At 63.3% G+C, this 25,886-nt stretch carries 23 protein-coding genes; 14 read left to right on the forward strand and 9 right to left on the reverse strand.

The window, feature by feature from the left end:
• The 10 genes from prpC to AC3FKG_RS14935 all read left to right on the forward strand — a co-directional run.
• A partial coding sequence (prpC, locus tag AC3FKG_RS14890) for a bifunctional 2-methylcitrate synthase/citrate synthase (protein ID WP_488743422.1) occupies positions 1 to 1,128 on the forward strand: 1,128 nt, incomplete at its 5' end.
• Positions 1,129 to 1,218: 90 nt separating this feature from the next.
• Positions 1,219 to 3,831, forward strand: a complete 2,613-nt coding sequence (gene acnD, locus AC3FKG_RS14895) for a Fe/S-dependent 2-methylisocitrate dehydratase AcnD (protein ID WP_483711422.1) — start codon at positions 1,219 to 1,221, stop codon at positions 3,829 to 3,831.
• Between the two features lie 69 nt (positions 3,832 to 3,900).
• Positions 3,901 to 5,094, forward strand: a complete 1,194-nt coding sequence (gene prpF, locus AC3FKG_RS14900; protein ID WP_483711423.1) for a 2-methylaconitate cis-trans isomerase PrpF — start codon at positions 3,901 to 3,903, stop codon at positions 5,092 to 5,094.
• 308 nt (positions 5,095 to 5,402) lie between these two features.
• Complete coding sequence (locus tag AC3FKG_RS14905; protein WP_483711424.1) at positions 5,403 to 6,524, forward strand: asparaginase; 1,122 nt, start codon at positions 5,403 to 5,405, stop codon at positions 6,522 to 6,524.
• A 336-nt stretch (positions 6,525 to 6,860) separates the two neighbouring features.
• Positions 6,861 to 8,039, forward strand: a complete 1,179-nt coding sequence (locus AC3FKG_RS14910) for an MFS transporter (RefSeq protein WP_488743423.1) — start codon at positions 6,861 to 6,863, stop codon at positions 8,037 to 8,039.
• Positions 8,040 to 8,323: 284 nt separating this feature from the next.
• On the forward strand, positions 8,324 to 9,100 hold the full coding sequence (locus tag AC3FKG_RS14915) for a GntR family transcriptional regulator (protein ID WP_483711426.1): 777 nt from the start codon (positions 8,324 to 8,326) through the stop codon (positions 9,098 to 9,100).
• Positions 9,101 to 9,111: 11 nt separating this feature from the next.
• A complete protein-coding gene (locus AC3FKG_RS14920; RefSeq protein ID WP_483711427.1) occupies positions 9,112 to 9,918 on the forward strand; it encodes a transporter substrate-binding domain-containing protein in 807 nt (268 codons plus the stop codon).
• A 22-nt stretch (positions 9,919 to 9,940) separates the two neighbouring features.
• Positions 9,941 to 10,609 (forward strand): amino acid ABC transporter permease, encoded by a 669-nt coding sequence (locus tag AC3FKG_RS14925; RefSeq protein ID WP_483711428.1) that lies wholly within the window; start codon positions 9,941 to 9,943, stop codon positions 10,607 to 10,609.
• Positions 10,606 to 11,262: an amino acid ABC transporter permease gene (locus tag AC3FKG_RS14930; protein ID WP_483711429.1), complete on the forward strand. Its 657-nt coding sequence runs from the start codon at positions 10,606 to 10,608 to the stop codon at positions 11,260 to 11,262. The genes AC3FKG_RS14925 and AC3FKG_RS14930 overlap by 4 nt, the downstream gene beginning before the upstream one ends.
• Positions 11,243 to 11,974 carry an amino acid ABC transporter ATP-binding protein gene (locus AC3FKG_RS14935; protein WP_483711430.1) on the forward strand — a complete coding sequence of 244 codons (732 nt, stop codon included), beginning with the start codon at positions 11,243 to 11,245 and terminating at the stop codon, positions 11,972 to 11,974. The genes AC3FKG_RS14930 and AC3FKG_RS14935 overlap by 20 nt, the downstream gene beginning before the upstream one ends.
• Positions 11,975 to 12,100: 126 nt before the next feature.
• On the opposite strand, the gene AC3FKG_RS14940 is transcribed toward AC3FKG_RS14935, so the two are convergent.
• The 4 genes from AC3FKG_RS14940 to AC3FKG_RS14955 form a co-directional block, all read right to left on the reverse strand.
• Entirely contained in the window at positions 12,101 to 13,027 is a 927-nt protein-coding gene (locus tag AC3FKG_RS14940) for an HpcH/HpaI aldolase/citrate lyase family protein (RefSeq protein ID WP_488743424.1), read from the reverse strand.
• 205 nt (positions 13,028 to 13,232) lie between these two features.
• Positions 13,233 to 13,433 (reverse strand): hypothetical protein, encoded by a 201-nt coding sequence (locus AC3FKG_RS14945; RefSeq protein ID WP_488743425.1) that lies wholly within the window; start codon positions 13,431 to 13,433, stop codon positions 13,233 to 13,235.
• 175 nt (positions 13,434 to 13,608) lie between these two features.
• Positions 13,609 to 15,645 carry a 4-oxalomesaconate tautomerase gene (locus tag AC3FKG_RS14950; protein ID WP_488743426.1) on the reverse strand — a complete coding sequence of 679 codons (2,037 nt, stop codon included), beginning with the start codon at positions 15,643 to 15,645 and terminating at the stop codon, positions 13,609 to 13,611.
• A 1-nt stretch (position 15,646) separates the two neighbouring features.
• Positions 15,647 to 16,618: a Bug family tripartite tricarboxylate transporter substrate binding protein gene (locus tag AC3FKG_RS14955; RefSeq protein ID WP_488743427.1), complete on the reverse strand. Its 972-nt coding sequence runs from the start codon at positions 16,616 to 16,618 to the stop codon at positions 15,647 to 15,649.
• A gap of 145 nt (positions 16,619 to 16,763) precedes the next feature.
• Between AC3FKG_RS14955 and AC3FKG_RS14960 the strand changes: the two genes are divergently transcribed.
• The gene (locus AC3FKG_RS14960) at positions 16,764 to 17,687 is read left to right on the forward strand and encodes a LysR family transcriptional regulator (protein WP_209761285.1); all 924 of its coding nucleotides are present in this window, start codon (positions 16,764 to 16,766) and stop codon (positions 17,685 to 17,687) included.
• A gap of 20 nt (positions 17,688 to 17,707) precedes the next feature.
• Here AC3FKG_RS14960 and dctA read toward each other — a convergent pair whose 3' ends face one another.
• The 4 genes from dctA to AC3FKG_RS14980 form a co-directional block, all read right to left on the reverse strand.
• On the reverse strand, positions 17,708 to 19,036 hold the full coding sequence (gene dctA, locus AC3FKG_RS14965; protein WP_483711435.1) for a C4-dicarboxylate transporter DctA: 1,329 nt from the start codon (positions 19,034 to 19,036) through the stop codon (positions 17,708 to 17,710).
• Between the two features lie 69 nt (positions 19,037 to 19,105).
• Positions 19,106 to 20,452: a class-II fumarase/aspartase family protein gene (locus tag AC3FKG_RS14970; RefSeq protein ID WP_483711436.1), complete on the reverse strand. Its 1,347-nt coding sequence runs from the start codon at positions 20,450 to 20,452 to the stop codon at positions 19,106 to 19,108.
• A 53-nt stretch (positions 20,453 to 20,505) separates the two neighbouring features.
• Positions 20,506 to 21,696 (reverse strand): CaiB/BaiF CoA transferase family protein, encoded by a 1,191-nt coding sequence (locus tag AC3FKG_RS14975; protein ID WP_488743428.1) that lies wholly within the window; start codon positions 21,694 to 21,696, stop codon positions 20,506 to 20,508.
• A gap of 21 nt (positions 21,697 to 21,717) precedes the next feature.
• Positions 21,718 to 22,563 (reverse strand): HTD2 family dehydratase, encoded by an 846-nt coding sequence (locus AC3FKG_RS14980; RefSeq protein ID WP_483711492.1) that lies wholly within the window; start codon positions 22,561 to 22,563, stop codon positions 21,718 to 21,720.
• Between the two features lie 169 nt (positions 22,564 to 22,732).
• On the opposite strand from AC3FKG_RS14980, the gene AC3FKG_RS14985 reads away from it, so the two are divergent.
• The gene (locus AC3FKG_RS14985; RefSeq protein ID WP_488743429.1) at positions 22,733 to 22,891 is read left to right on the forward strand and encodes a hypothetical protein; all 159 of its coding nucleotides are present in this window, start codon (positions 22,733 to 22,735) and stop codon (positions 22,889 to 22,891) included.
• A gap of 158 nt (positions 22,892 to 23,049) precedes the next feature.
• Here AC3FKG_RS14985 and AC3FKG_RS14990 read toward each other — a convergent pair whose 3' ends face one another.
• Complete coding sequence (locus AC3FKG_RS14990; RefSeq protein ID WP_483708191.1) at positions 23,050 to 23,964, reverse strand: LysR family transcriptional regulator; 915 nt, start codon at positions 23,962 to 23,964, stop codon at positions 23,050 to 23,052.
• A 222-nt stretch (positions 23,965 to 24,186) separates the two neighbouring features.
• Between AC3FKG_RS14990 and AC3FKG_RS14995 the strand changes: the two genes are divergently transcribed.
• Entirely contained in the window at positions 24,187 to 24,666 is a 480-nt protein-coding gene (locus AC3FKG_RS14995) for a VOC family protein (protein ID WP_488743430.1), read from the forward strand.
• Positions 24,663 to 25,886: an FAD binding domain-containing protein gene (locus AC3FKG_RS15000; RefSeq protein WP_488743431.1), complete on the forward strand. Its 1,224-nt coding sequence runs from the start codon at positions 24,663 to 24,665 to the stop codon at positions 25,884 to 25,886. Before AC3FKG_RS14995 ends, AC3FKG_RS15000 begins: the two co-directional genes overlap by 4 nt.

The raw sequence follows: 25,886 nt of genomic DNA on the forward strand, positions 1-25,886 counted from the left end.
CCGAAGCCCAAGAAGTCCGTTGCCCTGTCGGGCGTGACCGCCGGTAACACCGCCCTGTGCACCGTTGGCCGTACCGGCAACGACCTGCACTACCGCGGCTATGACATCCTGGACGTGGCCGATGCCTGCGAGTTCGAGGAAATCGCCCACCTGCTGGTCCACGGCAAGCTGCCGAACAAGGCCGAACTGGCCGCGTACAAGACCAAGCTGAAGTCGCTGCGCGGCCTGCCCGCCAACGTCAAGGCCGCGCTGGAATGCGTGCCGGCCTCGGCCCACCCGATGGACGTGATGCGCACCGGCGTGTCGGTGCTGGGCACCGTGCTGCCGGAGAAGGACGACCACAACACCCCGGGCGCGCGCGACATCGCCGACCAGCTGATGGCCAGCCTGGGCTCGATGCTGCTGTACTGGTACCACTTCAGCCACAACGGCCGCCGCATCGAAGTCGAAACCGACGATGACTCCATCGGCGCCCACTTCCTGCACCTGCTGCACGGCAAGAAGCCGTCGGCCCAGTGGGAACGCGCGATGCACACCTCGATGATCCTGTACGCGGAGCACGAGTTCAACGCATCGACCTTCACCGGCCGCGTCATCGCCGGCACGGGCTCGGACATGCACTCGGCCATCTGCGGCGCGATCGGCGCGCTGCGCGGCCCCAAGCACGGCGGCGCCAATGAAGTGGCCTTCGAGATCCAGAAACGCTACGACAACGCCGACGAAGCCGAGGCGGATATCCGCCGCCGCGTGGAGAACAAGGAAGTCGTGATCGGCTTCGGCCATCCGGTGTACACCATTGCCGACCCGCGCAACCAGGTCATCAAGGCCACCGCGCGCGAACTGTCGAAGGAAGCCGGCTCGATGAAGATGTTCGACATCGCCGAGCGCCTGGAAACGGTGATGTGGGATATCAAGAAGATGTTCCCGAACCTGGACTGGTTCAGCGCCGTGAGCTATCACATGATGGGCGTGCCGACCGCGATGTTCACGCCGCTGTTCGTGATCGCGCGTACGTCGGGCTGGGCTGCGCACATCATCGAGCAGCGCATCGACAACAAGATCATCCGCCCGAGCGCCAACTACACTGGTCCTGAGAACCTGGAGTTCGTGCCGATCGAGAAGCGCTGATCACATCGCGCTGACTGGGGAACGTGGATCGGGGCGCTTGCGCCCTGCTCCACGCGTCCTTGTGCATTACCCCGTATTCCTCCCCACGCCATGAACACTGCACACCGCAAACCACTGCCGGGCACCAAGCTGGATTTCTTTGACGCGCGCGAAGCCGTCGAGGCAATCCAGCCGGGTGCCTATGACAAGCTGCCCTACACGTCGCGCGTGCTGGCCGAGAACCTTGTGCGCCGCTGCGACCCGGCCACGCTGACCGATTCGCTGAAACAGCTCATCGAGCGCAAGCGCGAGCTGGATTTCCCGTGGTTCCCCGCGCGCGTGGTCTGCCATGACATCCTTGGCCAGACCGCGCTGGTGGACCTGGCCGGCCTGCGCGACGCCATTGCGGACCAGGGCGGCGACCCCGCCAAGGTCAACCCGGTGGTGCCGGTGCAACTGATCGTCGACCACTCGCTGGCCGTGGAGTGTGGCGGCTTCGACCCGGACGCGTTCGCCAAGAACCGCGCCATCGAGGATCGCCGCAACGAAGACCGCTTCGACTTCATCAACTGGACCAAGAAGGCCTTCGAGAACGTCGACGTGATCCCGCCGGGCAACGGCATCATGCACCAGATCAACCTGGAGAAGATGTCGCCGGTGATCCACGCTGACAAGGGCGTGGCGTACCCCGATACCTGCGTCGGCACCGACAGCCACACGCCGCACGTGGACGCGCTGGGCGTGATCGCCATCGGCGTGGGCGGCCTGGAAGCCGAGAACGTCATGCTGGGCCGCGCTTCGTGGATGCGCCTGCCCGACATCGTCGGCGTGGAGCTGACCGGCAAGCGCCAGCCTGGCATCACCGCCACTGACATCGTGCTGGCCCTGACGGAATTCCTGCGCAAGGAAAAGGTCGTCGGCGCCTACCTGGAATTCCGTGGCGAAGGTGCCTCCAGCCTGACGCTGGGCGACCGTGCCACGATCTCCAACATGGCCCCGGAATACGGCGCCACGGCCGCGATGTTCTTCATCGACAACCAGACGCTGGACTACCTGCGCCTGACCGGCCGCGAAGACGAGCAAGTCAAGCTGGTCGAGACTTATGCGAAGACCGCCGGCCTGTGGGCCGACTCGCTGAAGCACGCCGAGTACGAGCGCGTGCTGAAGTTCGACCTGTCGAGCGTCGTGCGCAACATGGCCGGCCCGTCGAACCCGCACAAGCGCCTGCCGACTTCCGCACTGGCCGAGCGCGGCATCGCTGTCGACCTGGACAAGGCCCAGGCGCAGGAAGCTGAAGGCCTGATGCCTGATGGCGCCGTGATCATCGCAGCCATCACCAGCTGCACCAACACCAGCAACCCGCGCAACGTGATTGCCGCCGCGCTGCTGGCGCGCAACGCCAACGCGCGCGGCCTGACCCGCAAGCCGTGGGTGAAGTCGTCGCTGGCGCCGGGATCGAAGGCGGTCGAGCTGTACCTGGAAGAATCGAAGCTGCTGCCGGACCTGGAAGCGCTCGGCTTCGGCATCGTCGCCTTCGCCTGCACGACCTGCAACGGCATGTCGGGCGCGCTCGATCCGAAGATCCAGCAGGAAATCATCGACCGCGACCTGTACGCCACGGCCGTGCTGTCCGGCAACCGCAACTTCGACGGCCGCATTCACCCGTACGCCAAGCAAGCCTTCCTGGCTTCGCCGCCGCTGGTGGTGGCCTACGCCATCGCAGGCACCATGCGCTTCGACATCGAACGCGATGTGCTGGGCACCGACAAGGAAGGCAAGCCGGTGTACCTGAAGGACATCTGGCCGAGCGACGAAGAGATCGACGCCATCGTCGCGCAAAGCGTGAAGCCCGAGCAGTTCCGCAAGGTCTACGAGCCGATGTTCGCGATCACCGCGCAAAGCGGCGAGCAAATCAGCCCGCTGTACGACTGGCGCGCACAGAGCACGTACATCCGCCGTCCGCCGTACTGGGAAGGCGCGCTGGCCGGCGAACGCACGCTCAAGGGCCTGCGTCCGCTGGCGGTGCTCGGCGATAACATCACCACCGACCACCTGTCGCCGTCGAACGCGATCCTGGCCAACAGCGCAGCGGGTGAATACCTCGCCAAGATGGGCCTGCCGGAGGAAGACTTCAACTCCTACGCGACCCACCGCGGCGACCACCTGACGGCGCAGCGCGCAACGTTTGCCAACCCGACGCTGATCAACGAAATGGCTGTGGTCGACGGCCAGGTCAAGAAGGGATCGCTGGCACGCGTCGAGCCGGAAGGCAAGGTCGTGCGCATGTGGGAAGCCATCGAGACCTACATGGACCGCAAGCAGCCGCTGATCATCGTCGCGGGTGCGGACTACGGCCAGGGCTCGTCGCGCGACTGGGCAGCCAAGGGCGTGCGCCTGGCAGGCGTGGAAGTCATCGTCGCCGAAGGCTTCGAGCGCATCCACCGCACCAACCTGATCGGCATGGGCGTGCTGCCGCTGGAGTTCAAGCCGGGCGTGAACCGCCTGACGCTGGGCCTGGACGGCACCGAGACCTACGACGTGACCGGCGAGCGCCAGCCGCGCGCCGACCTGACGCTGGTGATCCACCGCCGCAACGGCGAACGCGTCGAAGTGCCGGTGACGTGCCGCCTGGACAGCGACGAGGAAGTGTCGATCTACGAAGCCGGCGGCGTGCTGCAGCGCTTCGCGCAGGACTTCCTTGAATCCGCGAAAGCGGCTGCTTAAGGTAGCGAGATGAGCGGGCGGTGCGGCAACGTACCGCCCGCTGCAGTTTTGACCAGGACAAAGACTTCCATGGCCCACGTACCCCAGATCAAGATTCCCGCCACCTACATTCGCGGTGGCACCAGCAAGGGCGTGTTCTTCCGCCTGCAAGACCTGCCCGCGACCGCCCAGGTCCCCGGCAAGGCGCGCGATGCGCTGCTGATGCGCGTGATCGGCAGCCCGGATCCGTACGGCAAGCAGATCGACGGCATGGGTGCCGCCACGTCGAGCACCAGCAAGACCGTGATCGTGTCGAAGAGCAGCCGCCCGGACCACGACGTCGACTACCTGTTCGGCCAGGTCTCGATCGACCAGCCCTTTGTCGACTGGAGCGGCAACTGCGGCAACCTGTCGGCCGCCGTCGGCCCGTTCGCGATCAGCGGCGGCCTTGTCGATGCATCGCGCGTGCCGCAGAACGGCACGGCTGTCGTACGCATCTGGCAGGCGAACATCGGCAAGACCATCATCGCCCACGTGCCCATCACCAACGGTGAAGTACAGGAAACCGGCGACTTCGAACTGGATGGTGTGACCTTCCCTGCCGCCGAAGTCCAGCTCGAATTCATGGACCCGGCCGCCGACGAGGACGGCGATGGCGGCGGCGCAATGTTCCCGACCGGCAACCTGGTGGACGACCTCGAAGTGCCGGGCGTCGGCACGTTCAAGGCGACCATGATCAATGCCGGCATCCCGACGATCTTCGTCAATGCGGAAGCCATCGGCTACACCGGCACCGAACTGCAGGACGCCATCAACGGCGACCCGAAGGCGCTGGCGATGTTCGAGACCATCCGCGCCTACGGCGCCGTGCGCATGGGCCTGATCAAGAACGTCGACGAAGCGGCCAAGCGCCAGCACACGCCCAAGGTCGCCTTCGTCGCCAAGCCGAAGGACTATGTTGCGTCCAGCGGCAAGCCGGTCGGCGCCGGCGACGTGGACCTGCTGGTGCGGGCGCTGTCGATGGGCAAGCTGCACCATGCCATGATGGGCACGGCAGCCGTGGCCATCGGTACCGCGGCGGCGATTCCGGGCACACTGGTGAACCTTGCCGCTGGCGGTGGCGAACGCAATGCGGTCCGCTTCGGCCATCCGTCGGGCACGCTGCGCGTGGGCGCCGAAGCCAGCCAGTCCAACGGCGACTGGACCGTCACCAAGGCCATCATGAGCCGCAGCGCCCGTGTACTGATGGAAGGCTGGGTACGCGTACCGGGCGACGCGTTCTGACGTGCGCCGGGACCCGTTTCCGGCGCGGGCCGCCACGCGGTGCCTGATACCAGGCACGTCCACCCTGGACGGTGCCGCATGACCCGCTCGCCTTTTATGTGAGTTGAGTTATCAAGATACCGGGTTCATGCCGAATCGGCATAACCCGGGTATCGCCCCTTCCCGCCAGAATTTCTCCTCCCTTATAGTGGCAGCCGCTGTCGACAGTGGTCCTGAAACCCAGGCCCTGCCCGGCAGTCACTGACCAGATATGGACGGCGGCGTCCTGCCCAAAAGGCACGCCATGCCGCTCCGACACGAGGAGAATCATGAAACGCTTTGCCCGCACTACGACGCTTGCCGCCGCCCTGCTTGCCGCCAGCCTGATCACCGGTACCGCCCATGCCCAGCTTGCTCCGGCCGCACAGCCATCGGCCACGCCCGGGACCCAGGCAGAGGCCCGCAAGGCCAATATCGTCATCATCGGCACGGGGGGCACCATCGCTGGCGCCGGTGCATCGGCTACCAACACGGCGGCCTATCAATCCGCGGTGGTGCCGGTCGACAAGATCATCGCCTCGGTGCCGGAGATCTCGAAGGTCGCCAACGTCAAGGGCGAGCAGATTTTCCAGATCGGTTCGGAGAGCTTCAACAACGAGCGCCTGCTGAAGCTCGGCAAGCGTGTTTCGGAACTGCTCAAGCAGCCTGACGTGGACGGCATCGTCATCACCCACGGCACCGACACCATCGAGGAAACGGCCTACTTCCTGAACCTGACGCTCAAGAGCGACAAGCCCGTGGTGGTGGTCGGCTCGATGCGCCCCGGTACGGCGCTGGGCGCCGACGGCGCGCTGAACCTGTACGACGCCGTGGTGGTGGCTTCCAACCCGGCATCCCGGGGCAAAGGCACGCTGGCGGTCCTGAACGACGAGATCCACACCGGCCGCGATGTGACCAAGTCCAACACCTTCAAGGCCGAGACCTTCCGCTCGCCGTTTGGTCCGCTCGGCTATGTGGTGGAAGGCCGCACGCTGTTCTACCGCCTGCCTGCCCGTCCGCACACCACGCAGACCGAGTTCGACATCGACAAGATCGACAAGCTGCCTGAAGTGGCCGTGGTCTATGCCTATGGCAACGTGAACCCGGCCAGCATCGATGCCGCGGTGAAGAATGGCGCCAAAGCCATCGTCTATGCCGCCACCGGCAACGGCAGCGTCGGCGACTACATGGTCGAGCCGCTTAAGGCCGCGCGCGCCAAGGGCGTGCAGATCGTGCGCGCGTCGCGCACCGGTAGCGGCGTCGTGGTCCGCAATGCCGAGCAGCCGGACGACAAGTACGACTGGGTCGTCACGGATGACCAGCTGCCGCAGAAGGCGCGCATCCTGACCGCCCTGGCGCTGACCAAGACCAACGACAGCAAGGTTCTGCAGCAGATCATGTGGAAGTACTGAGACCCGGGGGCACCAGCCCCCGGGTGGTAGCGGTTGCCAGCGCCTCAGGGCTGGCAGCAGATAGCGCGCCGGAGAATCCGGCGCGTTTTCGTTTTGGACATCCTGTTCTGTCGGTTAATTGCGTTAATAGGGGGAATGCCCTCGTGCGGTCCCCATGCCGCGAGCCTTACATCGATCGGACCTCATTTGGCGCCATGCCTGCGTGGCTGGCGTTGCGCGCCGCGCAACGCAGACTTGCATCCCGATGTGATTCAACTCACGCCCATAGCCCCCTAAGCTTCGAGCGTCGTAACTGAACCGATACCCGAAGCCATGAACTCCGCAAATTCCCCGGGCATGAACGCCCTCCCCCATGCGGCCGCCCCGATGTCCGGCGCGCTGGTCGCGCTGTTTTCGCTGTGCGCCGGCGTGCTGGTCGCCAACCTGTATTACGCCCAGCCCATCATCGAGATGATTGCCCCGACGGTGGGCCTGACCGCCCAAGGCGCCAGCGTGATCGTGTCGCTGACCCAGATCGGCTACGCCATCGGCCTGTTCTTCCTGGTACCGCTGGCCGACCTGCATGAAAACCGGCGCCTGCTGACCATCAGCGGCGTGGCGGCGACGGCGAGCCTGGTGGGGGCTGCCACGGCTTCGCAGCCGGGCGTGTTCCTGCTGGTATCGCTGCTGCTGGGCCTGAGTTCGGTGAGCGTGCAGATCCTGATTCCGCTGGCTGCGCACCTGGCGCCCGAAGCGCTGCGCGGGCGCACCGTCGGCACGATCATGGGCGGTCTGCTTTCCGGCATCCTGCTGTCGCGTCCGTTGTCGAGCCTGCTGGCACAGTACCTCGGCTGGCGTGCCGTCTTCTATGTCGCTGCCGCGATGACACTGGCAACGGTCGCAATCATCGCCACGACACTGCCGCGCCGTACGCCCCAGCATCGCGCCACGTACGCAAGCCTGATCTCGTCGCTGTGGCACCTGCTGGCGCGCTACCCCGTGTTGCGCCAGCGTTCGCTGTACCAGGGCCTGCTGTTTGCGGCATTCAGCCTGTTCTGGACCGCCGCGCCGCTGGAGCTGGCGGGCCGCTACGGGCTGTCGCAATCACAGATCGGCATCTTCGCCCTGGTCGGCGCACTGGGTGCCATCGCAGCACCGGTGGCCGGGCGTCTGGCCGACGCAGGCCACACCCGCATTGCGTCGTACGCGGCGATGATTGCGGCAGCGCTCGGCTTTATTCCAGGGATGGCCGGCGGCGCGGGCGGCGTGTACGGGCTGGCAGTGACCGGCATCGTGCTCGACTTCGCCGTGCAAATGAACATGGTGCTGGGTCAGCGTGCCATCTATGCGCTCGACGCCGCCAGCCGTGGGCGGCTGAATGCGCTGTACATGACCGCCATCTTTGCCGGCGGCGCGGTCGGCTCCGCACTGGCCAGCACGCTTTACACGCAGTTCGGCTGGACCGGCATCGTGGTTGCCGGCAGCGGGCTGGCGCTGGTCTCGCTGGTGGCGCTCGCGGCCACCGCACGGCGCTGAGAAAGCGCTGAACGATACGGCGAACCGCGTCGCAAGCCTTCTTGGCACAAGTACTGGCACCTGGCCCCCGCCTTGCAATTGGAAAAGCCAGCTCTCGTCGCTGCCCAATGAGGCATCAGTCGTCGAAAAGGGAAAGAGCCAGCGTCGCGCACCATCGCGGCGCGCGATTCCCTGCCTTGGGGAGTCGAGCGGCGTTGATGCTAGCTTCCGACTGACATTCACGCCTCTTTTTGGCGACATATCTTGCATACAAGCATGGCATACCACTTGCTCAACTGGTAGCCGTGAACGCAACGACTGAAAACTCTCCCGCCGAAATTGCCAATCGCATCACCGAGGCGATGCTTGGCCAGAAGTTGCTGCCCGGCTCTCGCCTGGGCGAGCAGGAACTCGCCACGCTGTTTGGCGTAAGCCGCACGCTGGTGCGAGAGGCGCTGTCGCGACTGGCCGCGCGAGGCATGGTGACCGTCAGCTCCCGGCGCGGCTGGTTCCTGGTGGAACCGGGCGCCGAGGATATTCGCGCGGCGTTTGATGCCCGGCGCATTATCGAAACCGGCTTGTTGCGCGAAATCGGCCCCGAGCGTCCGCCCGGTGCACAGGCCATTCACACGCTCAAGGTCCATATCGCACGCGAGAAGGCTGCTCTCCTAGGCGACGACGCCAGCATGCGCAGCTTCCTGCTGGGCGATTTTCATGTTTGTCTGTGCGCCTCTTTGGGGTATGGCCTGCTCGTCGACACGCTGCGCGACCTGACTGCGCGCACGACACTGGTAGCCAGCCGCAATCAATCCGCCGCCGATGCCGGCCGCTCATGCAGCCAGCACGAAGACATCGTCAATGCGTTGGCCGACGGCAATGGTGCGCTGGCCGCGCGGCTGATGACCGAGCATCTGGGCGAAGTGCATACGAGTCTCGATGCCGTGGGCCCTGCCGATCCACTCGCACATCTGCGCCACGCGCTGGCACCGGTTGATCCGGCTCGCACGCCACATGCCACGACGCCCGCCGCGGAAGTTTCCGAGGCGCCGCAAATTCTCTCCCCTTCCCCATCCCGAACCTGAGGAAACACGCGATGTTCCAAGCCCTGTCCCAATCGAAGTTTTCCCGTCGCGGCCTGATGTGCGCATTGCTGGCCGGTCTTTGCGCGGCCTCGTTGCCAGCGCAGGCCGATACGCTAGCCGACATCACCAAGGCCGGCGTGCTGCGCGTGGCCGTGCCGCAGGATTTCCCGCCGTTCGGCTCGGTGGGGGCCGACATGACGCCTCAGGGTCTCGATATCGATGTGGCCGCGCTGATGGCCAAGAAGATGGGCGTAAAGCTGCAACTGGTGCCGGTGACCAGTACCAACCGCGTGCCGTATCTGCAGACGCGCAAGGTGGATCTGGTGATCTCGAGCATGGGCAAGAACCCCGAGCGCGAGAAGGTGCTTGATTTCTCGGACGCCTACGCGCCCTTCTTCAATGGTGTGTTCGGGCCGGCGGACATTGCCGTGAAAAGCGCGGTCGATCTGGCGGGCAAGACCGTAGGTGTCACGCGTGGCGCAGTCGAAGACCTGGAGTTGAGCAAGATTGCCCCGGCCAGCGCGAACATCAAGCGCTACGAAGACAACAACGCCACGATCTCGGCCTTCCTTTCGGGACAGGTGCAGTTGATTGCCACCGGCAACGTGGTGGCCTCCACGCTGATTGCCAAGCACCCGCCCAAGGCGCCGGAGACCAAGTTCCTGATCAAGAATTCGCCGTGCTTCATCGGCCTGAACAAGGGCGAAAAACCGCTGCAGGACAAGGTCAATGCCATTCTGGCCGAAGCCAAGAAGGACGGCTCGCTGAATACGCTGTCGATCAAGTGGCTGCTGCGTCCGCTGCCGGCCCAGCTCTGACACGCGCCGCCCAGGAAAAAGCATGGCATACGCGTTCGATTTCGTATCGGTGCTGGATTACACCGACGTGCTGCTAAAAGGCATTGCCGTCACGGCGCAGCTGACGCTGACGGGCGGTGTGCTCGGCGTGGCAGTCGCCGTGGCGGGCGCCTGGGCCAAAACCCAGGGCCCTGCCTGGCTGCGCGCCGTGGTCGGCACCTATGTGGAGCTGATCCGGAACACACCGTTCCTGATCCAGTTGTTCTTTATCTTCTTTGGGCTGCCTAGCCTTGGCGTGCATCTGCCCGAAATGGTGGCGGCATCGCTGGCCATGGTCATCAACCTGGGCGCCTATGGTACCGAGATCGTGCGCGCCGGTCTGGCTGCCACACCGCGTGGACAGTTCGAGGCGGGCGCAAGCCTCGCGATGTCACCGTTCCAGGTGTTCCGGCACGTGGTGCTGCGCCCGGCATTGCAGAAGATCTGGCCCGCGCTGTCGAGCCAGGTGGTGATTGTGATGCTGGGATCCGCGGTCTGCTCGCAGATTGCGGCGCAAGACCTGACATACGCGGCCAATTTCATCCAGGGACGCAACTTCCGCGCGTTCGAGGTGTATCTGGTCAGCACCGGGATCTATCTGCTGCTGGCGATTGCCCTGCGGCAGTTGCTGCGCGGCATTGGCCGGCAGTTATTTGCCCGGAGGGCGGGATGATCGAGTTTTCGTTGTGGGATATCGTCCGCAACCTGCTGCTGGCGGCGCGCTGGACTGTGTTGCTGTCGTTGGTCGCGTTCGTAGGCGGTGGCGTCGTTGGCCTGCTCGTGCTGTTGCTGCGTACCGGCAAGCGTCCATGGGCAAGGCGGCTGACGCGGGGCTATATCGAGCTGTTCCAGGGCACGCCGCTGCTGATGCAGCTGTTCCTCGCGTTCTTTGGTCTTGCGCTGTTCGGCATCGAGGTGCCCGCGTGGCTGGCCGCGGGGCTGGCGTTAACGCTGTGGACATCGGCCTTCCTGGCTGAAATCTGGCGCGGCTGCGTGGAAGCCATCCCGCGCGGCCAGTGGGAGGCATCGGGCAGCCTGGCGATGAACTACGTGCAGCAGATGCGCTACGTGATCCTGCCACAGGCCCTGCGGATTGCCGTGGCACCGACCGTTGGCTTTGGCGTCCAGGTCGTCAAGGGCACGGCGCTGGCCTCGATCATCGGCTTCACCGAGCTATCGAAGGCGGGCACCATGATCGTGAACGCCACGTTCCAACCATTTACCGTGTATGCCGCCGTCGCGCTGATGTACTTCGCGCTGTGCTGGCCGCTTTCGCAATACAGCAAAATGCTGGAGAGGAGATTCCATGCCGCTCATCGCCATTGATCAGGTTCGCAAGTCGTTTGGCAGCAACGAGGTCCTGAAGGGTGTGTCGCTCTCGGTTGAGTCTGGCGAAGTCATCGCCATCATCGGCAAGAGTGGCTCGGGCAAGAGCACGCTGCTACGTTGCATCAACGGGCTGGAGCGAATCGATTCGGGCGCCATTACCGTGGCAGGTGCTCATCTGGCCGACAGCGAGCTGCAACTGCGCGCGCTGCGGCTGAAGGTAGGCATGATATTCCAGCAGTTCAATCTCTTCCCGCACCTGAGCGCCGGGCGCAACGTGATGCTGTCGCCAATGACCGTAAAGGGGGTGCCAGAGGCCAAGGCCCGTGAACTGGCTGAACTCAACCTGGCGCGGGTGGGGCTTTCCGCCAAGTTCGATGCATACCCCGACCAGCTCTCTGGCGGTCAGCAGCAACGCGTTGCCATTGCGCGCGCGCTCGCCATGCAGCCGACCGCGCTGCTGTGCGATGAGATTACCTCGGCCTTGGACCCGGAGCTCGTCAACGAGGTGCTGCAGGTGGTGCGCGGCCTGGCCGCAGACGGCATGACGCTGCTGATGGTGACGCACGAAATGCGCTTCGCGCGGGAGGTGTGCGACCGTGTTGTCTTCATGCATCAGGGCAAGGTCCACGAAACCGGCGCCCCCAACGACGTGTTCGGCCGACCGCAGACGCCTGAACTTCAGCAGTTTCTGGGGATGGTCGAGGCCTGAAGGGGCATGCCGCGGCCAGCGCTCAATCATTAATGTACGAGCGTAAATAGCGATTCCCCGGCGGGTCAGGACCTCGTAGCCGATAGTTCCGGCGCGCGAGGCTGTCCGCATGCAGAGCATCGTCGGCTAGTGTGATGAGCGTTCCCCTGCGAGCTCATGGGCCGGAACATCGGTCACGTCGAGGATCACTGTGTCCATGGAAACGTTTCCGACCCGTGGCAGGCACAGCGCGAGGATGCGCTTCGCCTGCTCGATGACGGGCCGGTCGACCATTTTGCCATCGACCTGCACGGCATGGCTGCCGGACGAGGTGGCTTCGATCACGCGGCGGGCCCACTCGATCTGCTGCGCGGACGGCCGAAAGCCCGCCCTCACGCCGGCCACCTGTGACGGGTGGATACACAGCTTACCCGCGAAGCCGAGTTCCCGGGCGTAGGCAACGTCCTCGGCCAGAACGCTCTCATCCTTCAGCGCAGTGGTCACGCCGTCGACGGGCGGCGGCAGACGGGCAACGCGCGAGGCCAGCACGAGGCGGCTGCGTGCGTAGGCCAGTGCGTCACGGGTGTGCTCGCAGCCGAGGTCGACGGCATAGTCGATGGAGCCGAACGCAAGCCGCGCCACGCCGGGCGCGGTGGCGATGGCGTCGGCCTGGTGCAACCCAATGGCGCTTTCGATGAGCGCCACCAGTACCCCGTGTGGATTGACCCTGCGCAGCGCCTCGGCGACGCCGCCCAACGCCGCAGGTTGTTCGGCCTTGGGAACCATTAGCCCGGCCAGCGGCGTGCCAGCGGGCAGGCTGGCGAGCCACTCAAGGTCGGCACTGCAATAAGGCGAGGCGGCGTCATTGATCCGGACAAGGACATTCGCCGCCTGCGCTGAAAGCCGCCTTGCCGCGAGCCACGAGGCGATTGCCACTCGGGCGGCGTCCTTGCCGTTTGGGTGGACTGCATCCTCCAAATCGAAGATTGTCACGTCTGCGCCGGCGGCAACGGCCTTGTCGAAGCGCTCGTGCCGATTGCCCGGCACGAAGAGATAGGTGGTGGCGATGTTCATGGCGGTGCCTTTCAGTGGGCGGCAAGGTGGAACACGGAGTCCTCGTGCACGTCGTGCTGCTCAATCACGTGCGACGCGGCGCAGTTGATCAGCCGCTCAGTACGGCCAACTGCGACGGCGGTCGACCAGATGCAAGAAAATGAAGACTATGGCTCGCTACGGAAGTCGCGGCGTACCGTTCGAAGCTCGCCATCGTCGAGAACGGCTAGTTGTATCCCAAGAATGCGATATCGGTCACGTCTTGCCGGTCATTCAAATTCGCCATCAGCACCTCGGTCGGTGTCCGTCTCCAAGAAATGGCGATTGGATCGGGGTCCTTAACCGCAACCGGCGTGACAGCGTAGCAAGGCCGGGATACCAGCTCCGGCCTCGTTTCGCTGCCCAAGTGAGCTTCGACTATGGTCATGACTTCTCCTATTGCTGCTATTGCTGAATCCGTAGAGGGTTTAAAGCGGTTTTCACTTTTCCGCCGACCAAGTCTGCCGAAATCATTGCCAACTTCCTTCAAGCCGACACGGAACCCGGCTGATATGCAGTTGCAAGACTGTAGGCAGTCCCTTGGCCTGCTCATCACAGTGCAGTTAACACGAGTCGGCTAATTGAGGATATGGAGCGGGAAGTGCCGGCGCCAGACTTGACTCCGTAACGACGCGCCGCCATCGGGTCAGCTCGGACTCTACTTTTGCCGTCAGCGCCTCCGGACTGCTTGGCTCCGCCGTCGCACCATAACTTTCAAAACCCGCAATGACGTCTGGGTCTCGCAAAACCTCGTTCAGTACTTGATTCAGCTCATCCACCTTAGCGGAGGGAGTGCCAGCGGGCGCGAACAGCGCGTACCACTGTGTCAATTGCACGCCAGAAATCCCCGCTTCAGCCAGGGTAGGAACTTCCGGCAAACAAGAGAGGCGTTGCGGACCCGCAACCGAAAGCGCATGAAGGCGCCCGGCCCGTAGCGGCCGATACGCAGTGAGCAGGCTTGAAAACATCACCTGTGTGCGCCCTTCGATGGTGGACGCGATTGCCGGCGCGGCGCCGTCAAAGGTGAGAGAGCGCATCGATGTGCCGGTGGCAAGCTGGAAGAGTTCCGCACCGAAATGAGGCGGTGTGCCGTCGCCTGCGGACGCGTAGCGCAGACCATGTGGCTCTTGTTTCAAGCGGGCGATCAAAGCGTCCACGTCAGCCGGCACGTTCGACGGATTTGCCACCAACAATATCGGGGATGACCCAATGAGACCTATCGGCGCGAAGCTGCTGAGGGGATCGTACCCAACCTTCTGAAGTGCGGGATTCATTGCATGTGTTCCCACGTAGCCAAGGAGCAACGTATGTCCATCGGGGACCGCCCGCGCAACATACTCGCAGGCTATCCCTCCGTTCGCACCAGCCCGGTTATCGATGACCACCTCTTGTCCCAGCAGCCGCCCGATGCGGGGACCGATGAGGTGAGCCACAGCGTCATTGCCACCGCCTGCGCGTGTAGGAAGGATGATTTGCAAAGGCTTCGCTCGCGATCCCACCGAAGGCTTTGCCATTGGCGCGGGCCGGGAGAAAACGTAGTCGGGCAGATGGAGTTCACCAGCCATGATTTTTCGGGCCGTTCGAACAAGCGCTGCACGAGTGACATTTGTGGCATCACCCTCGCCTTCCAGTTCTACTTCGACTTCGATCCGCCCGGCAGGATGAAGCACCACGAGGGCATGTCGGCCAGAGTGCCTCTCGTTTTGGCTCGCGACGGTACCCGACAATGCGAAGGCGCTGGCCACGCCGATAGCTCCCGTAACGGCATGAGAGGCATGGCACTTGCGCGGAGTGAAGTAGCGCGATGTGATGCTGTCCCGCGAGTCGCCCCCGCTAACCAACACTGGCTTCGGAATGACGCTGTCGGACACATCGCCGAGCCCCATCAGCAGGCCGGCTTGCAATCGCAGCGTCTCCAGTCGCGCCAGCAATGCTGCATCACTGTCAAGCGTGGCCGGTGCTTCACGGCCGCTGACGCCCAGGTCGCAAGCCCGGACAATCATCAGCGGCATGGCCGCGTCGATGCAAGTCACCTCGACGCCGTCGATCACATCGATGCGGTTTCCCGTTGGGAATACTTGACCTGTCACGGCACCCCAGGCATCCAGAAAATCAAGCAGGATCGGAGCGCCGGTTCCAGCGACGCCGTCGATGCGGGTGTCACCGTCATAGGTGATCCGGCCATCCGGCGTACGTACGGTCACGTCAATTCGAGCGCCAGTATTGACGTTATGCACGCGTACGCGAGTCGTGTCGCGCTCGACCTTGACGAGACCCTGTTCGATGGCAAAAGGCGCGACGCCTGACAGCATGTTGCCGCAGTTGGGGCGCGTATCCACCGAGCAGTTCCCCACCCCCACCTGTACAAACAGATAGTCCAGGTCACAATCGGGCTGCGCGGACCGTGACACAATGGCTACCTTGCTGTTAAGCGTGCTGCCGCCTCCAACGCCGTCAAGTTGCAGGGGATCCGATGCTCCGATAGCGCCAATCAGCGCCTGGTCGCGCTCCTCATCGTTTTCCGGTAGCCATTCGCGCAGGAAGAACGGTCCGCGAGAGGTGCCGGCGCGCATCAGGACACAGGGAATAGTTTTACTCATCTCAGTCCGCCTTCAACTTCGCCGCCTGCACAACCGCCTTCCATTTCACTTGCTCCTGTTGCATAAATACTTGCATTTGACCTGGCGTCATCGTCGCGACCTCCGCGCCCTGGCCTTCCAGACGTTGAACAACGCTTTTCTCCGCCAGTGCTTGGTTGAGAGCCTTGTTTAACGCTTCTACGACGGGCATTGGGGTATTGGCAGGCGCGAAGATTCCATACCACTGCGAAACGTCGACATCATTGATGCCCTGCTCTTTTAGTGTGGGGACGTTCGGCATCAATGCAGAACGCTTGCTGCCCGCGACGCCGACCACCTTGAGCTTGCCACCCTTTATATAGGGAATGGCCGTAAAAAGACTTGGGAACATCACTTGTGTCTGGCCTGCCATGGTGTCGTTGATCGCGGGTGCAGACCCCTTATACGGCACGTGCAGCATGTCGGTGCCCGTGGAGAGCTTGAACATCTCGGCGGCAAAGTGTGGGGCGGTCCCATTGCCGGCGGATGCGTAGCTGACCTTGCCCGGCGTCGCTTTCAGCAGCGCCACGACAGCTTTCGCATCGTTCGCCTTCACCCCGGGATTGAGGACCATCACCGTCGCCGACGACCCGACCATGCCGACCGGCACGAAGTCCTTGACCGGGTCGTAGCGCAGACGCTGCAGTGCCGGATTCATCGCATGGGTGGCGACGTATCCAAGCAAGAGCGTGTAACCATCGGGCGGGGCTCGCATCACGAATTCGCTGGCAATTGCGCCGTTGGCGCCGGCCTTGTTGTCCACCACAACGGTCTGCTTGAGAATTGACGAAATGGCTTGCGCAACCACGCGCGCGATCGCGTCGTTGGCGCCTCCGGCCGCAGTGGGCACGACCAGGGTGATGCGCTTGTCCGGGAAGGCGCTCCAGGCACCCGGGCTGGCCATGGCGGCCGCGATGGCGAGACTGCCGAGGATGAGTCGTTGGGTCAACCGCATCTGCCTGCTCCGATTAGTTATCGTTCGATCGAGGCCTCTGCGGCCCGCGAACGTATCGTCGTACTTTTCTGATACCTATGGAATTGCATAATTACGAACGGTTGATGCACACTATGGATCAGTGAGGGCGAAGCAAGGCACACCAATGACCATCAATTTCAACCTCAACGACTTGCAGGCATTCCGTGCCGTTGCCGAGTTGAACAACTTCCGGAAGGCGGCCGACGCACTGCATATTTCGCAGCCGGCCTTCAGTCGCCGAATCGAAAAGCTGGAAGAAGCACTGGGTGTCCGCTTGCTGGATCGCACCACGCGACGCGTTAGCCTGACATCGGTGGGGCGGGAGTTCGACCGCAAGCTCCAACAGATTCTGGATGACCTGGACCAGACGCTGCTTGGCATACGAGGGGTAACGACCACACGCATGGGGGAAGTGACCATCGCCTGCGTACCTTCAACGGTCTATTATTTTTTGTCGCAGGTCATCTCGCGCTATCACGAGCGCTATCCGAAGATTCGCGTCAAGCTCCTTGACGCCAGCGCAAACGAGGTCTTGTCCGCGGTATCGGGCGGTGAAGCGGACTTCGGACTCAATTTCGTGGGTAACCAGGAGCCGGAAATCGAGTTTCGGCCCCTGCTTGAAGAGAGATTCGTGGCGGCATGCCGGCGCGACCATCCACTCGCGAAGCATCGGCGTGTCAAGTGGGCAGACTTGGCCGAGTATGACTATATTTCCGTGAGCAAGGCCTCCGGCAACCGACTGCTGTTAGACCAGGCGCTATCCAACGTATCCGGCCTCCCCTACAGCATCTATGAGACTCAGCACGTCACAACAACGCTGGGACTGGTCGAAGCCGGGCTCGGCGTTGCGGCTGTGCCTTCGATTGCCATGCCCGGTCCGGACCATCCGCTACTCGTAAGTGTTCCGCTGACCGATCCCGTCATCACGCGCAATATCGGACTCATTCGCCGCAAGGGGCGTTCGTTGCCGCCCGCGGCGCAACAGCTCTATGATTTCCTCAGCGAAATGAAGTCAACGCGGGGCAAGCGCGGCAGTCGCCGCGCATAGTTACGAACAGCCACACGCATTCAGCGCGGCGACGGACCGGCCATGACCACCGACGGCACATCGCCCGCCTCGAGCTTTGCCTCCGTGAATGTGTAGTTCGATGTCAACTCGCGCTTCAGTACTTCACGATCGCAAGCGTTCTCCCACATCGAAACCACGATACAGGCAACGACGTTACTGATCGTACTCGTCAGGGCCCGAGCCTCGGACATGAAGCGGTCAACACCGACGATAAGCGCGACGCCTGCAACGGGAAGGTCCGGCATGACGGTCAGCGTAGCTACCAGTGCCACGAATCCGCTCCCGGTTACCCCCGCTGCGCCCTTTGAGGTCAACAACATGATGCCGAGCATGGCAGCAATCTGATGCCAGGTCAGGTGGATGTCGCACGCCTGGGCAATAAACATCGACGCAAGGGTCAGATAGATCGCGGTGCCATCCAGGTTGAAGGAGTACCCTGTCGGAAGTACCAACCCGACGACGCCCTTCTTGCAGCCCAGGCGCTCGAGTTTCAACAACAACCGAGGCAGCACCGGCTCGCTTGACGACGTACCCAGGACGACAAGTAGTTCTTCCTTGATATAACGCAGCAACTGCCAAAGTCGGAAACCATGCAGGCGACACAGGAGACCGAGTACCACTACGACGAAGAAGGAACAGGCTACATAGAAAGTCCCGATGAGGAGTCCCAAAGAGCCAATCGACTTGATTCCATAGCGTCCGACCGTGAAAGCCATCGCCCCGAAAGCCCCGATGGGTGCCACCCGCATGATGACGCCAAAGACGGCGAAAAGCATGTGGGAGAAGCCATCGATGGTGTCCAGTACGGGACGAGCCGCGGACCCAATGCGCGAGAGGCCGAAACCGCACAACACCGCGAGCAACAGGACCGGAAGGACCTCACCTTGCGCGAACGCCCCGACGAACGCATTAGGAATGATGTGCAATGCAAAGTCGGCAAAGCCGTGGATATGGACGTCGTTGGCAAAGCGCGCCGCAACACTTGCATCGAGCTGCTTCGGGTCGATGTGCATACCTGCGCCGGGCTGCATCAGAAATACCGTGACGAGGCCGGTTAGCAAGGCAATGATGGTCAGCACATAAAACAACCCCATCGACTTCAGCAGAGTCTTTCCAATCTCCTTGGTATCGCTAAGCGACGTAATGCCGGTCACTATCGTACAGAACACGACCGGCGCGATCATCATCTTGACCAGCTTGACGAACCCGTCGCCGAGCGGCTTGAGCGATGCACCGATATCTGGCCAGTAGTGCCCGACAGTGATGCCGAGCATCAGTCCTATGAGCACCTGGACGTATAAGTGCTTGAATGGGCTCCGTAGTTTCATAACGGTGTCTCCTTATATTATTGCGACCGGCATGTGAATTGCCGGATTTTCGCCAAGCGTGTCGATCTTTCAACGCCGGCTTGCAAGCACGCGGTCGACCATCACGCCAGCCTGCCCCAGGTTATTGGCGGGGTCGCACATCGCCTCGAGTTGTGCTCGTGTGACATGTCCGCTGATTTCCGGGTGAGCCGCGAGTATGTCGATCAATGGCCGGTTTTCGTCGATGGCCTTGCGGCACAGGTCATAGACCAGGTCATGCGCATATTCCCGGCCGATGTACGGGCCCAACCCCATCATCACCGCTTCGGACATCACAAGCCCGTTGGTCATATCGATGTTGGCGCGCATGCGGTCGGCGTCTACTTCCAGCCCTTGCAGGACAAATTTGGCCTGCTTCAACGCGCCGGAGATCAGGCAGAAGATCTCGGGCAACGACACCCATTCAATCTCCCACGGCCCGGTGGAGCGCTCATGGTCGGCGACCATCGCATCCATCAGGGCCGCTGCGTGTTGCCGCACCACTGAAATGTTCGCGTGGATGTATAGGCACGAAATCGGGTTGCGCTTCTGCGGCATGGTAGACGACGAGCCGCGCCCGGGCGCGAATGGCTCGAACACCTCCGCCACCTCCGTCTGCATCATCAGCTTCACATCCATGGCAATCTTGCCAAGCGATCCACCGACGAGACCCAGGAAGGCGCCAACCTCGGCTACGGTGTCGCGTACCGTGTGCCAGGAGATGAGCGGCTGCGCCAAACCCAGCTCTTTCATCAGCGCGGCTTGCGTCTCCATAGCGCCCGTCTGCAGGGAAGAAAGCGTACCGGAGGCGCCGCCGAATTCTCCCATCAGTACACGCGGCTTAAGCTGCTGCAACCGCTCGCGGTGACGGTCAATGCCAGCCAGGATGCTGGCCATCTTGTAGCCGAACGTAATCGGCGTGGCTTGCTGCAAGTTAGAACGGCCGATGACTGGCGTGTCCCGATAGGTCTTCGCCAGCTTGGCGAGCGCCCCCGCAATGTCGTCCAGATCCGCCTCGATCAGTGCGAGACCCTCACGCATTTGCAGCACTGCCGCAGTGTCGGTGATGTCCTGGGTCGTGGCTCCCCAGTGACAGAACTCGCCGAGGCCGTCCCGGCAGTTCTGGTTGATCTGGTTGACCACGGCGATGATTGGATAGCCGATTTGCTCGGTTTTGGCTTTGAGCTTAACCCAGTCGATCTGCGAGAGTTCGCAGTTGCGCACGATTTCGTCGGCGGCCTCTTTCGGGATGATACCGAGTTCGCCCTGCACCTTTGCCAGGGCGCGTTCGATGTCAAGGTACTTGGCGGTCCGGTTCTCGTCCGACCACACCTCGCGCATGCGCGCATCACTGAACATGTCGCCAAAGATGCGCGAGTCAATAATTGTGGAAGCCATAATGTTCTACCTCTGCTTGATCTTGTCGAACGAGTCGACGGATGGAATCGGATTCACACCGCATTGTCCGAACGCAGTGCCGTAATCTCGTGGGAGGCGTATCCGAGCTCCGCAAGAATGGAGTCGGTGTGTTGGCCAAGGGCAGGGATCGGGTCCATACGCGGCCCTTCGTTCCAGGTGCCAGGCGGCAACAAGGCAGGCAGCGTGCCCTGCGGCGACCCAACCTCAGTCCAGCGACACCGCGCTTTGAGTTGCGGATGTTCCCAGACCCCGTTCATATCGTTGACACGGGCATTGGCGATCTGCGCGATTTCCAGCCGCTCCGCCACCTGCGCGCCGGTCAGCGAAGCGAAGGCGTCGACGATAATCTGCCGCAAGGCTGTGCGCGCGGCCACCCGCTTCGAGTTGGAGGTAAAGCGCGGATCCTCGACAAGTTCGGGCTGCTGCAGCACTTTCAGGCAGAAGCTCGCCCACTCCCGTTCGTTCTGCAGACCCAGCATCACAGTGACGCCGTCGCCTGCAGGGAAAGGACCATACGGATAGATCGTGGCGTGACTCGCGCCAGTGCGCGGCGGCGGCTCCGCGCCGTCGAACGCGTAGTAAAGCGGATAGCTTGTCCACTCCGCCAGCGATTCAAGCATCGAGATATCGATACGCTGACCGCGTCCGGTCTGACCGCGCTGGAGCAGCGCGGCCAGGATATTGGAGTAGGCATACATGCCTGCGGCAATATCGGCGATGGACGGTCCAGCCTTGCAGGGTTCCTCGGGGGTCCCTGTCACCGAGACGAAGCCGGCTTCGCTTTGAATCAGGAGATCATAGGCCTTCTTGTCCCGATAGGGCCCTGGATTGACCGGGTCATCGCCGTAGCCGGAAATATCGCAAACAATCAGTTCCGGCTTGACCGCGGACAGCCTCTCATAGCCCAGTCCCAGGCGGGCGGCCGCCCCGGGCGCGAGATTCTGCACCACGACGTCCGCCTTGTTCAGGATGAGACGCTCGAGCACGTCAGCAGCCGCCGGATGCTTGACGTCCAGCGTCAAGCTCTCCTTCGAACGATTGGTCCATACGAAATGCGACGCCAGGCCGCGCACCCGTTCGTCGTATCCGCGAGCGAAGTCGCCCACGCCCGGCCTTTCGATCTTGATGACACGGGCGCCCAGATCGGCTAGCTGACGGGTCGCAAACGGCGCCGCGATAGCATGCTCGAACGTAACGACGGTGATGTCTTTAAGTGGTTGCATTGTGAGAGTCCGGGAAGCAAATCAGCGCAAGACGGCAGTGGCGTCCATGGTCAGCCATCCTTCATGGTCCGACGCCCAAAGACGAATGGTCTTGCCATCAGCCTGAGGCTGCCCATTGACGTGGAAAGGGTGCAGGTCGAATGTCGGACGCACTGCGCGAAAGCGGAAGCTCGCCACGTCAGCTTGCGGGAGCTCGCGCCGAAGCAGGTCCAGCAGCAGCGTGGCGATAAGCGGTCCGTGTACGATGAGGCCTGGGTAGCCTTCTACTTCCGTCACATAGCGGCGGTCATAGTGAATCCGGTGGCCATTGAATGTCAGCGCCGAATAGCGGAACAGCAGTACATCGTCCGGCACGATTTGGCGTCGCCAGGCCGCTTCAGAAGGCGCCACTTGGGGTGTGGCGGCAACATCACCCGATTGCTGTGCCTCGCGATAGACGATGTCATGGAACTCGACGAGCGAGGGCTCAAGGAGCCCTTCGACGCACACCTCATGACGGACCTTGACGAAGACCAACTTGCCGGTCCTGCCCTCCTTGGTCGAGACGTCATCGATGGTCGAGGTGCGCACAACGCGGTCACCCACCCGAAGCGGAGTACGAAATTCAAACTGGCCACCAGCCCACATGCGACGTGGCAAAGGCACGGGAGGCAGGAAGCCACCACGCTTGGCATGACCATCCGCACCGATCTCGCTCTGTCGGTGCATGGGAAGAAAGTAAAGCCAATGCCACAGGGGGGGCAATGGCGTACCAGTCGGCTGTGGTGCAGCCGGATAGTCCAGCGTAGCCCGCAGAGCAGTCACAGGAACCGCGGTAATCGTATCTTCATGCTGCTCCCTGCGTCCGATCCATGTCCGCGGGTCCATTGCCTGTTCGTTCACTGCTCTCTCCTTGCTGTCCGTGCCAGAGCGGCACCTGCACGCGAATTGATTCTGGTCTCCTCGCTCAAGGGAGGGAATTGCATAATTCCTATAGATTGATCAACACGGTGCATGAATCGCTGCTCGTGCACCGGGTCCGGGTTCTTTAGAAGCGGTGCCGCAAGCCAATACCGCCACCGGCCTTGCTGCCCATGAAGGAAGGAAGCGCGTAACCGCCATTGATTCGGTTGAAGTCAATCTCAGCGCGGTGACGGCGGACCGCACCGGCGAGGCCGTGCGCAACGCACGCAGCGACGCGCTCTATGGCGCGTGACCGTGCTCGGCAGCGTGACGGCAGGACTGCATCACAAGCTTTGCCACACGCTGGGGGGAACGTCGCGGCCGCTCGGGCGTGACCGCATCCGGCAATTGCCGGAAGACGCATTCGAAGGCAGGCTGCCGTCCGCTTGAACCATCGCCCGGCGCGTGCAGTCAGGGCCGGCGGCGCGTCGGCCCTGGCAGTTCCGCCAGGAACTCCAGGAATGCGCCGATCCGCCGCGAGCCGCGCTGGTTCGGCAGATACAGCGCGGAGATCGCCGAACTCGCCTGGTCCGGATTGACCGACCACGCGTCAAACAGCACCGTCAGCCGCTGGCTGTCGATATCGTCATCGACCAGCCAGTCCGGCAGCAGCCCGATGCCGCCTCCAGCGAGCGCCACATCGCGCAGGACATCGATGTTATTGCTGCGGAAATGCCCCCTGACGGGGACCCGAATCTCGGTCTCGCCCTGCCGGAAGGTCCAGACCTGATCCCGCGACCCGTAGCTGAAACGGCTGCAGCGATGGTTCACCAGGTCGACCGGTTCGGCCGGCATGCCGTGCTTTTCCAGATAGGCGGGGCTGGCCACGACGCGGCGGCGAAACACGCCGATCTCCCGCGCCACCACGTTGTCATAGGATGCCGGGCTGCCCAGCCTCACGGACAGGTCGATCCGTTCGCCCAGCAGGTCGACGATGTCATCGGTCAGCGTCACGTCGAGTTCGACCTGCGGATACTTCGCCAGCCAGCCGCCAAGATAGGGCGCGATGCATTGGCGCCCGAACGCCACGGGCAGCGACACACGCAGTTGCCCGACCGGCACGTCGCCCCGGTCAGCGATCAGCGCGTCGGCCTCCGCGACGGCATCCAGGATGCTGCGGGCGCGCTGGTAGTAAGCAGCACCGGCCTCGGTGACCGAAATCAGGCGCGTCGAGCGGTTCAGCAGGACCGCGCCAAGCGAATCCTCCAGGCCGTCCAGCGCGCGCGTGACCGACGACGTCGCCAGGTTCAGGCGGCGCGCGGCGGCGGAAAAGCCCTTGGCATCCACCGTCTCCACGAACATCTTCAAAGCCAGCAGCTTGTCCATCGTTTGCCTCAGCGTTCATGCAGTGGCTGCCATTATTGCCGAGCACGATGCCTTGTGCCGCCGACGACACGCTGCCGGACGCGTTTGCAGCGACACCGTCCCCGTTCATCGCATCCGCCGGATCAGGGTTAATACCACCTTCCCCGCCCTTGGCTGATCGTATCTTTCGCCCTATTATTTATCAACCGATCACTGATCAATTGATAAATTAAGGAGGAAGCGATGGCACTGGCCAGGCTGGCACATTTCTCGATCCGCACCACCGACCTGGAGCGGTCCTGCGCGTTCTACGAACGCATCCTGGGTTTCCGTCGCGGATACCGCCCACCGTTCGACTTTCCCGGCGCGTGGCTCTACATGGGCGACGACGAACGCGACTACGGCACCGTGCACATCATTGGCGTGGACCCCGATGATCCCTCGGGGCTGTCTGCCTATCTCGGCGACAAGGCCCGGCCTGCGTCGGGCACCGGCACGCTCGACCACATCGCCTTCCTGGCCACCGGCGTGCGCGAGATGTGGGCGACCCTGCGCGCCGCCGGGATTGCGTGGCGCGACCGCACCGTCCCAAGCCTCGGCCTGCACCAGGTCTTCCTGGAAGACCCGTCGGGCGTGACCATCGAACTGAACTATCCGGCCAGCGAAGTCGCCGGCCTGGAACTGCCGCACGCGGCGCAATCCACTGACGGAGCCATGGCATGAACCCCGCACCGAACCGGAAACCCAGGGCCATCCTCGTCGGTGGCTCGCTCGGCGGGCTGTTTGCCGCCAACATGCTCTTGCGCGATGGCTGGGACGTCGAGATCTTCGAGCGAACGCCCGAGGCGCTGACGGGCCGCGGCGCCGGCATCGTCACCCACCCCGAGCTGTTCGAGGCGCTCGCCGCCGCCGGCGTGGTAATCGATGACAGCATCGGCGTTCGCGTCGAGGCCCGCGTAACGCTCTCGCGCGACGGCGGCGCCGTGTCCGAACGCCCGATGCCGCAGACGCTGACGGCATGGGGAAAGATGTACGACGTATTGGCCAAGGCCTTCTCCGGCGTCTACCGCACGGGTGCCACGGTGACCGCCGTGGATTCGCATGCCGACCACGCCGTGGTCACGCTGCAGGACGGGTCGACACACCACGCCGATATCGTCATCGCCGCGGACGGCTTCCGTTCCGCCGTGCGCGAACGCCTGCTGCCATCGGTGCGCCTTGAGTACGCGGGCTACATTGCCTGGCGCGGCCTGGTGGATGAGGCGCGGCTTTCTGCGGACACGCATGCCGCCATCTTCGGCAAGTTTGCCTTCTGCCTGCCGCCGCACGAGCAGATCCTGGGCTACCCGGTGGCGGGCGAAGGCAACAGCACCGAACCGGGCCGGCGCCGCTACAACTTCGTCTGGTACCGCGCGACTCGGGAGGTCGATCAGCTGCCGGACTTGCTGACGGACGCCACGGGCAAGGTGTGGGCCCATGGCATCCCGCCGGGCCTGATCCGCCCCGATGTGCTGGCCGACATGGAAAGCGCCGCCACCGACCTGCTCGCGCCCCCGTTCGCCGAAGTCGTCGCCAGGACGCCGCAGCCGCTGTTCCAGCCGATCTACGACCTGACCGTGCCGCGCATGGCCTTCGGCCGGATCGCACTGCTCGGCGATGCCGCCTTTGTCGCGCGTCCGCATTGCGGCATGGGCGTCACCAAGGCGGCCGGCGATGCCATGGCGCTGGTCCGCGCGCTGGCCGGGCACGAACCCGTCGAAGCCGCGCTGGAACGTTACAGCGCCGAACGCGTGCCGGTCGGCCAGGCCGTCGTCGAGCATGCGCGGCATCTTGGCGCGTATATGCAGGCACAACTGCGCAGCGCACAGGACCGCGAAATGGCCGAACGCTATCGCACGCCCGAGGCCGTCATGCGCGAAACCGCCGTGTCGCGGCGCTTCTGA

It is taken from the genome of Cupriavidus sp. 22TCCZM04-2 (genome assembly GCF_057798895.1).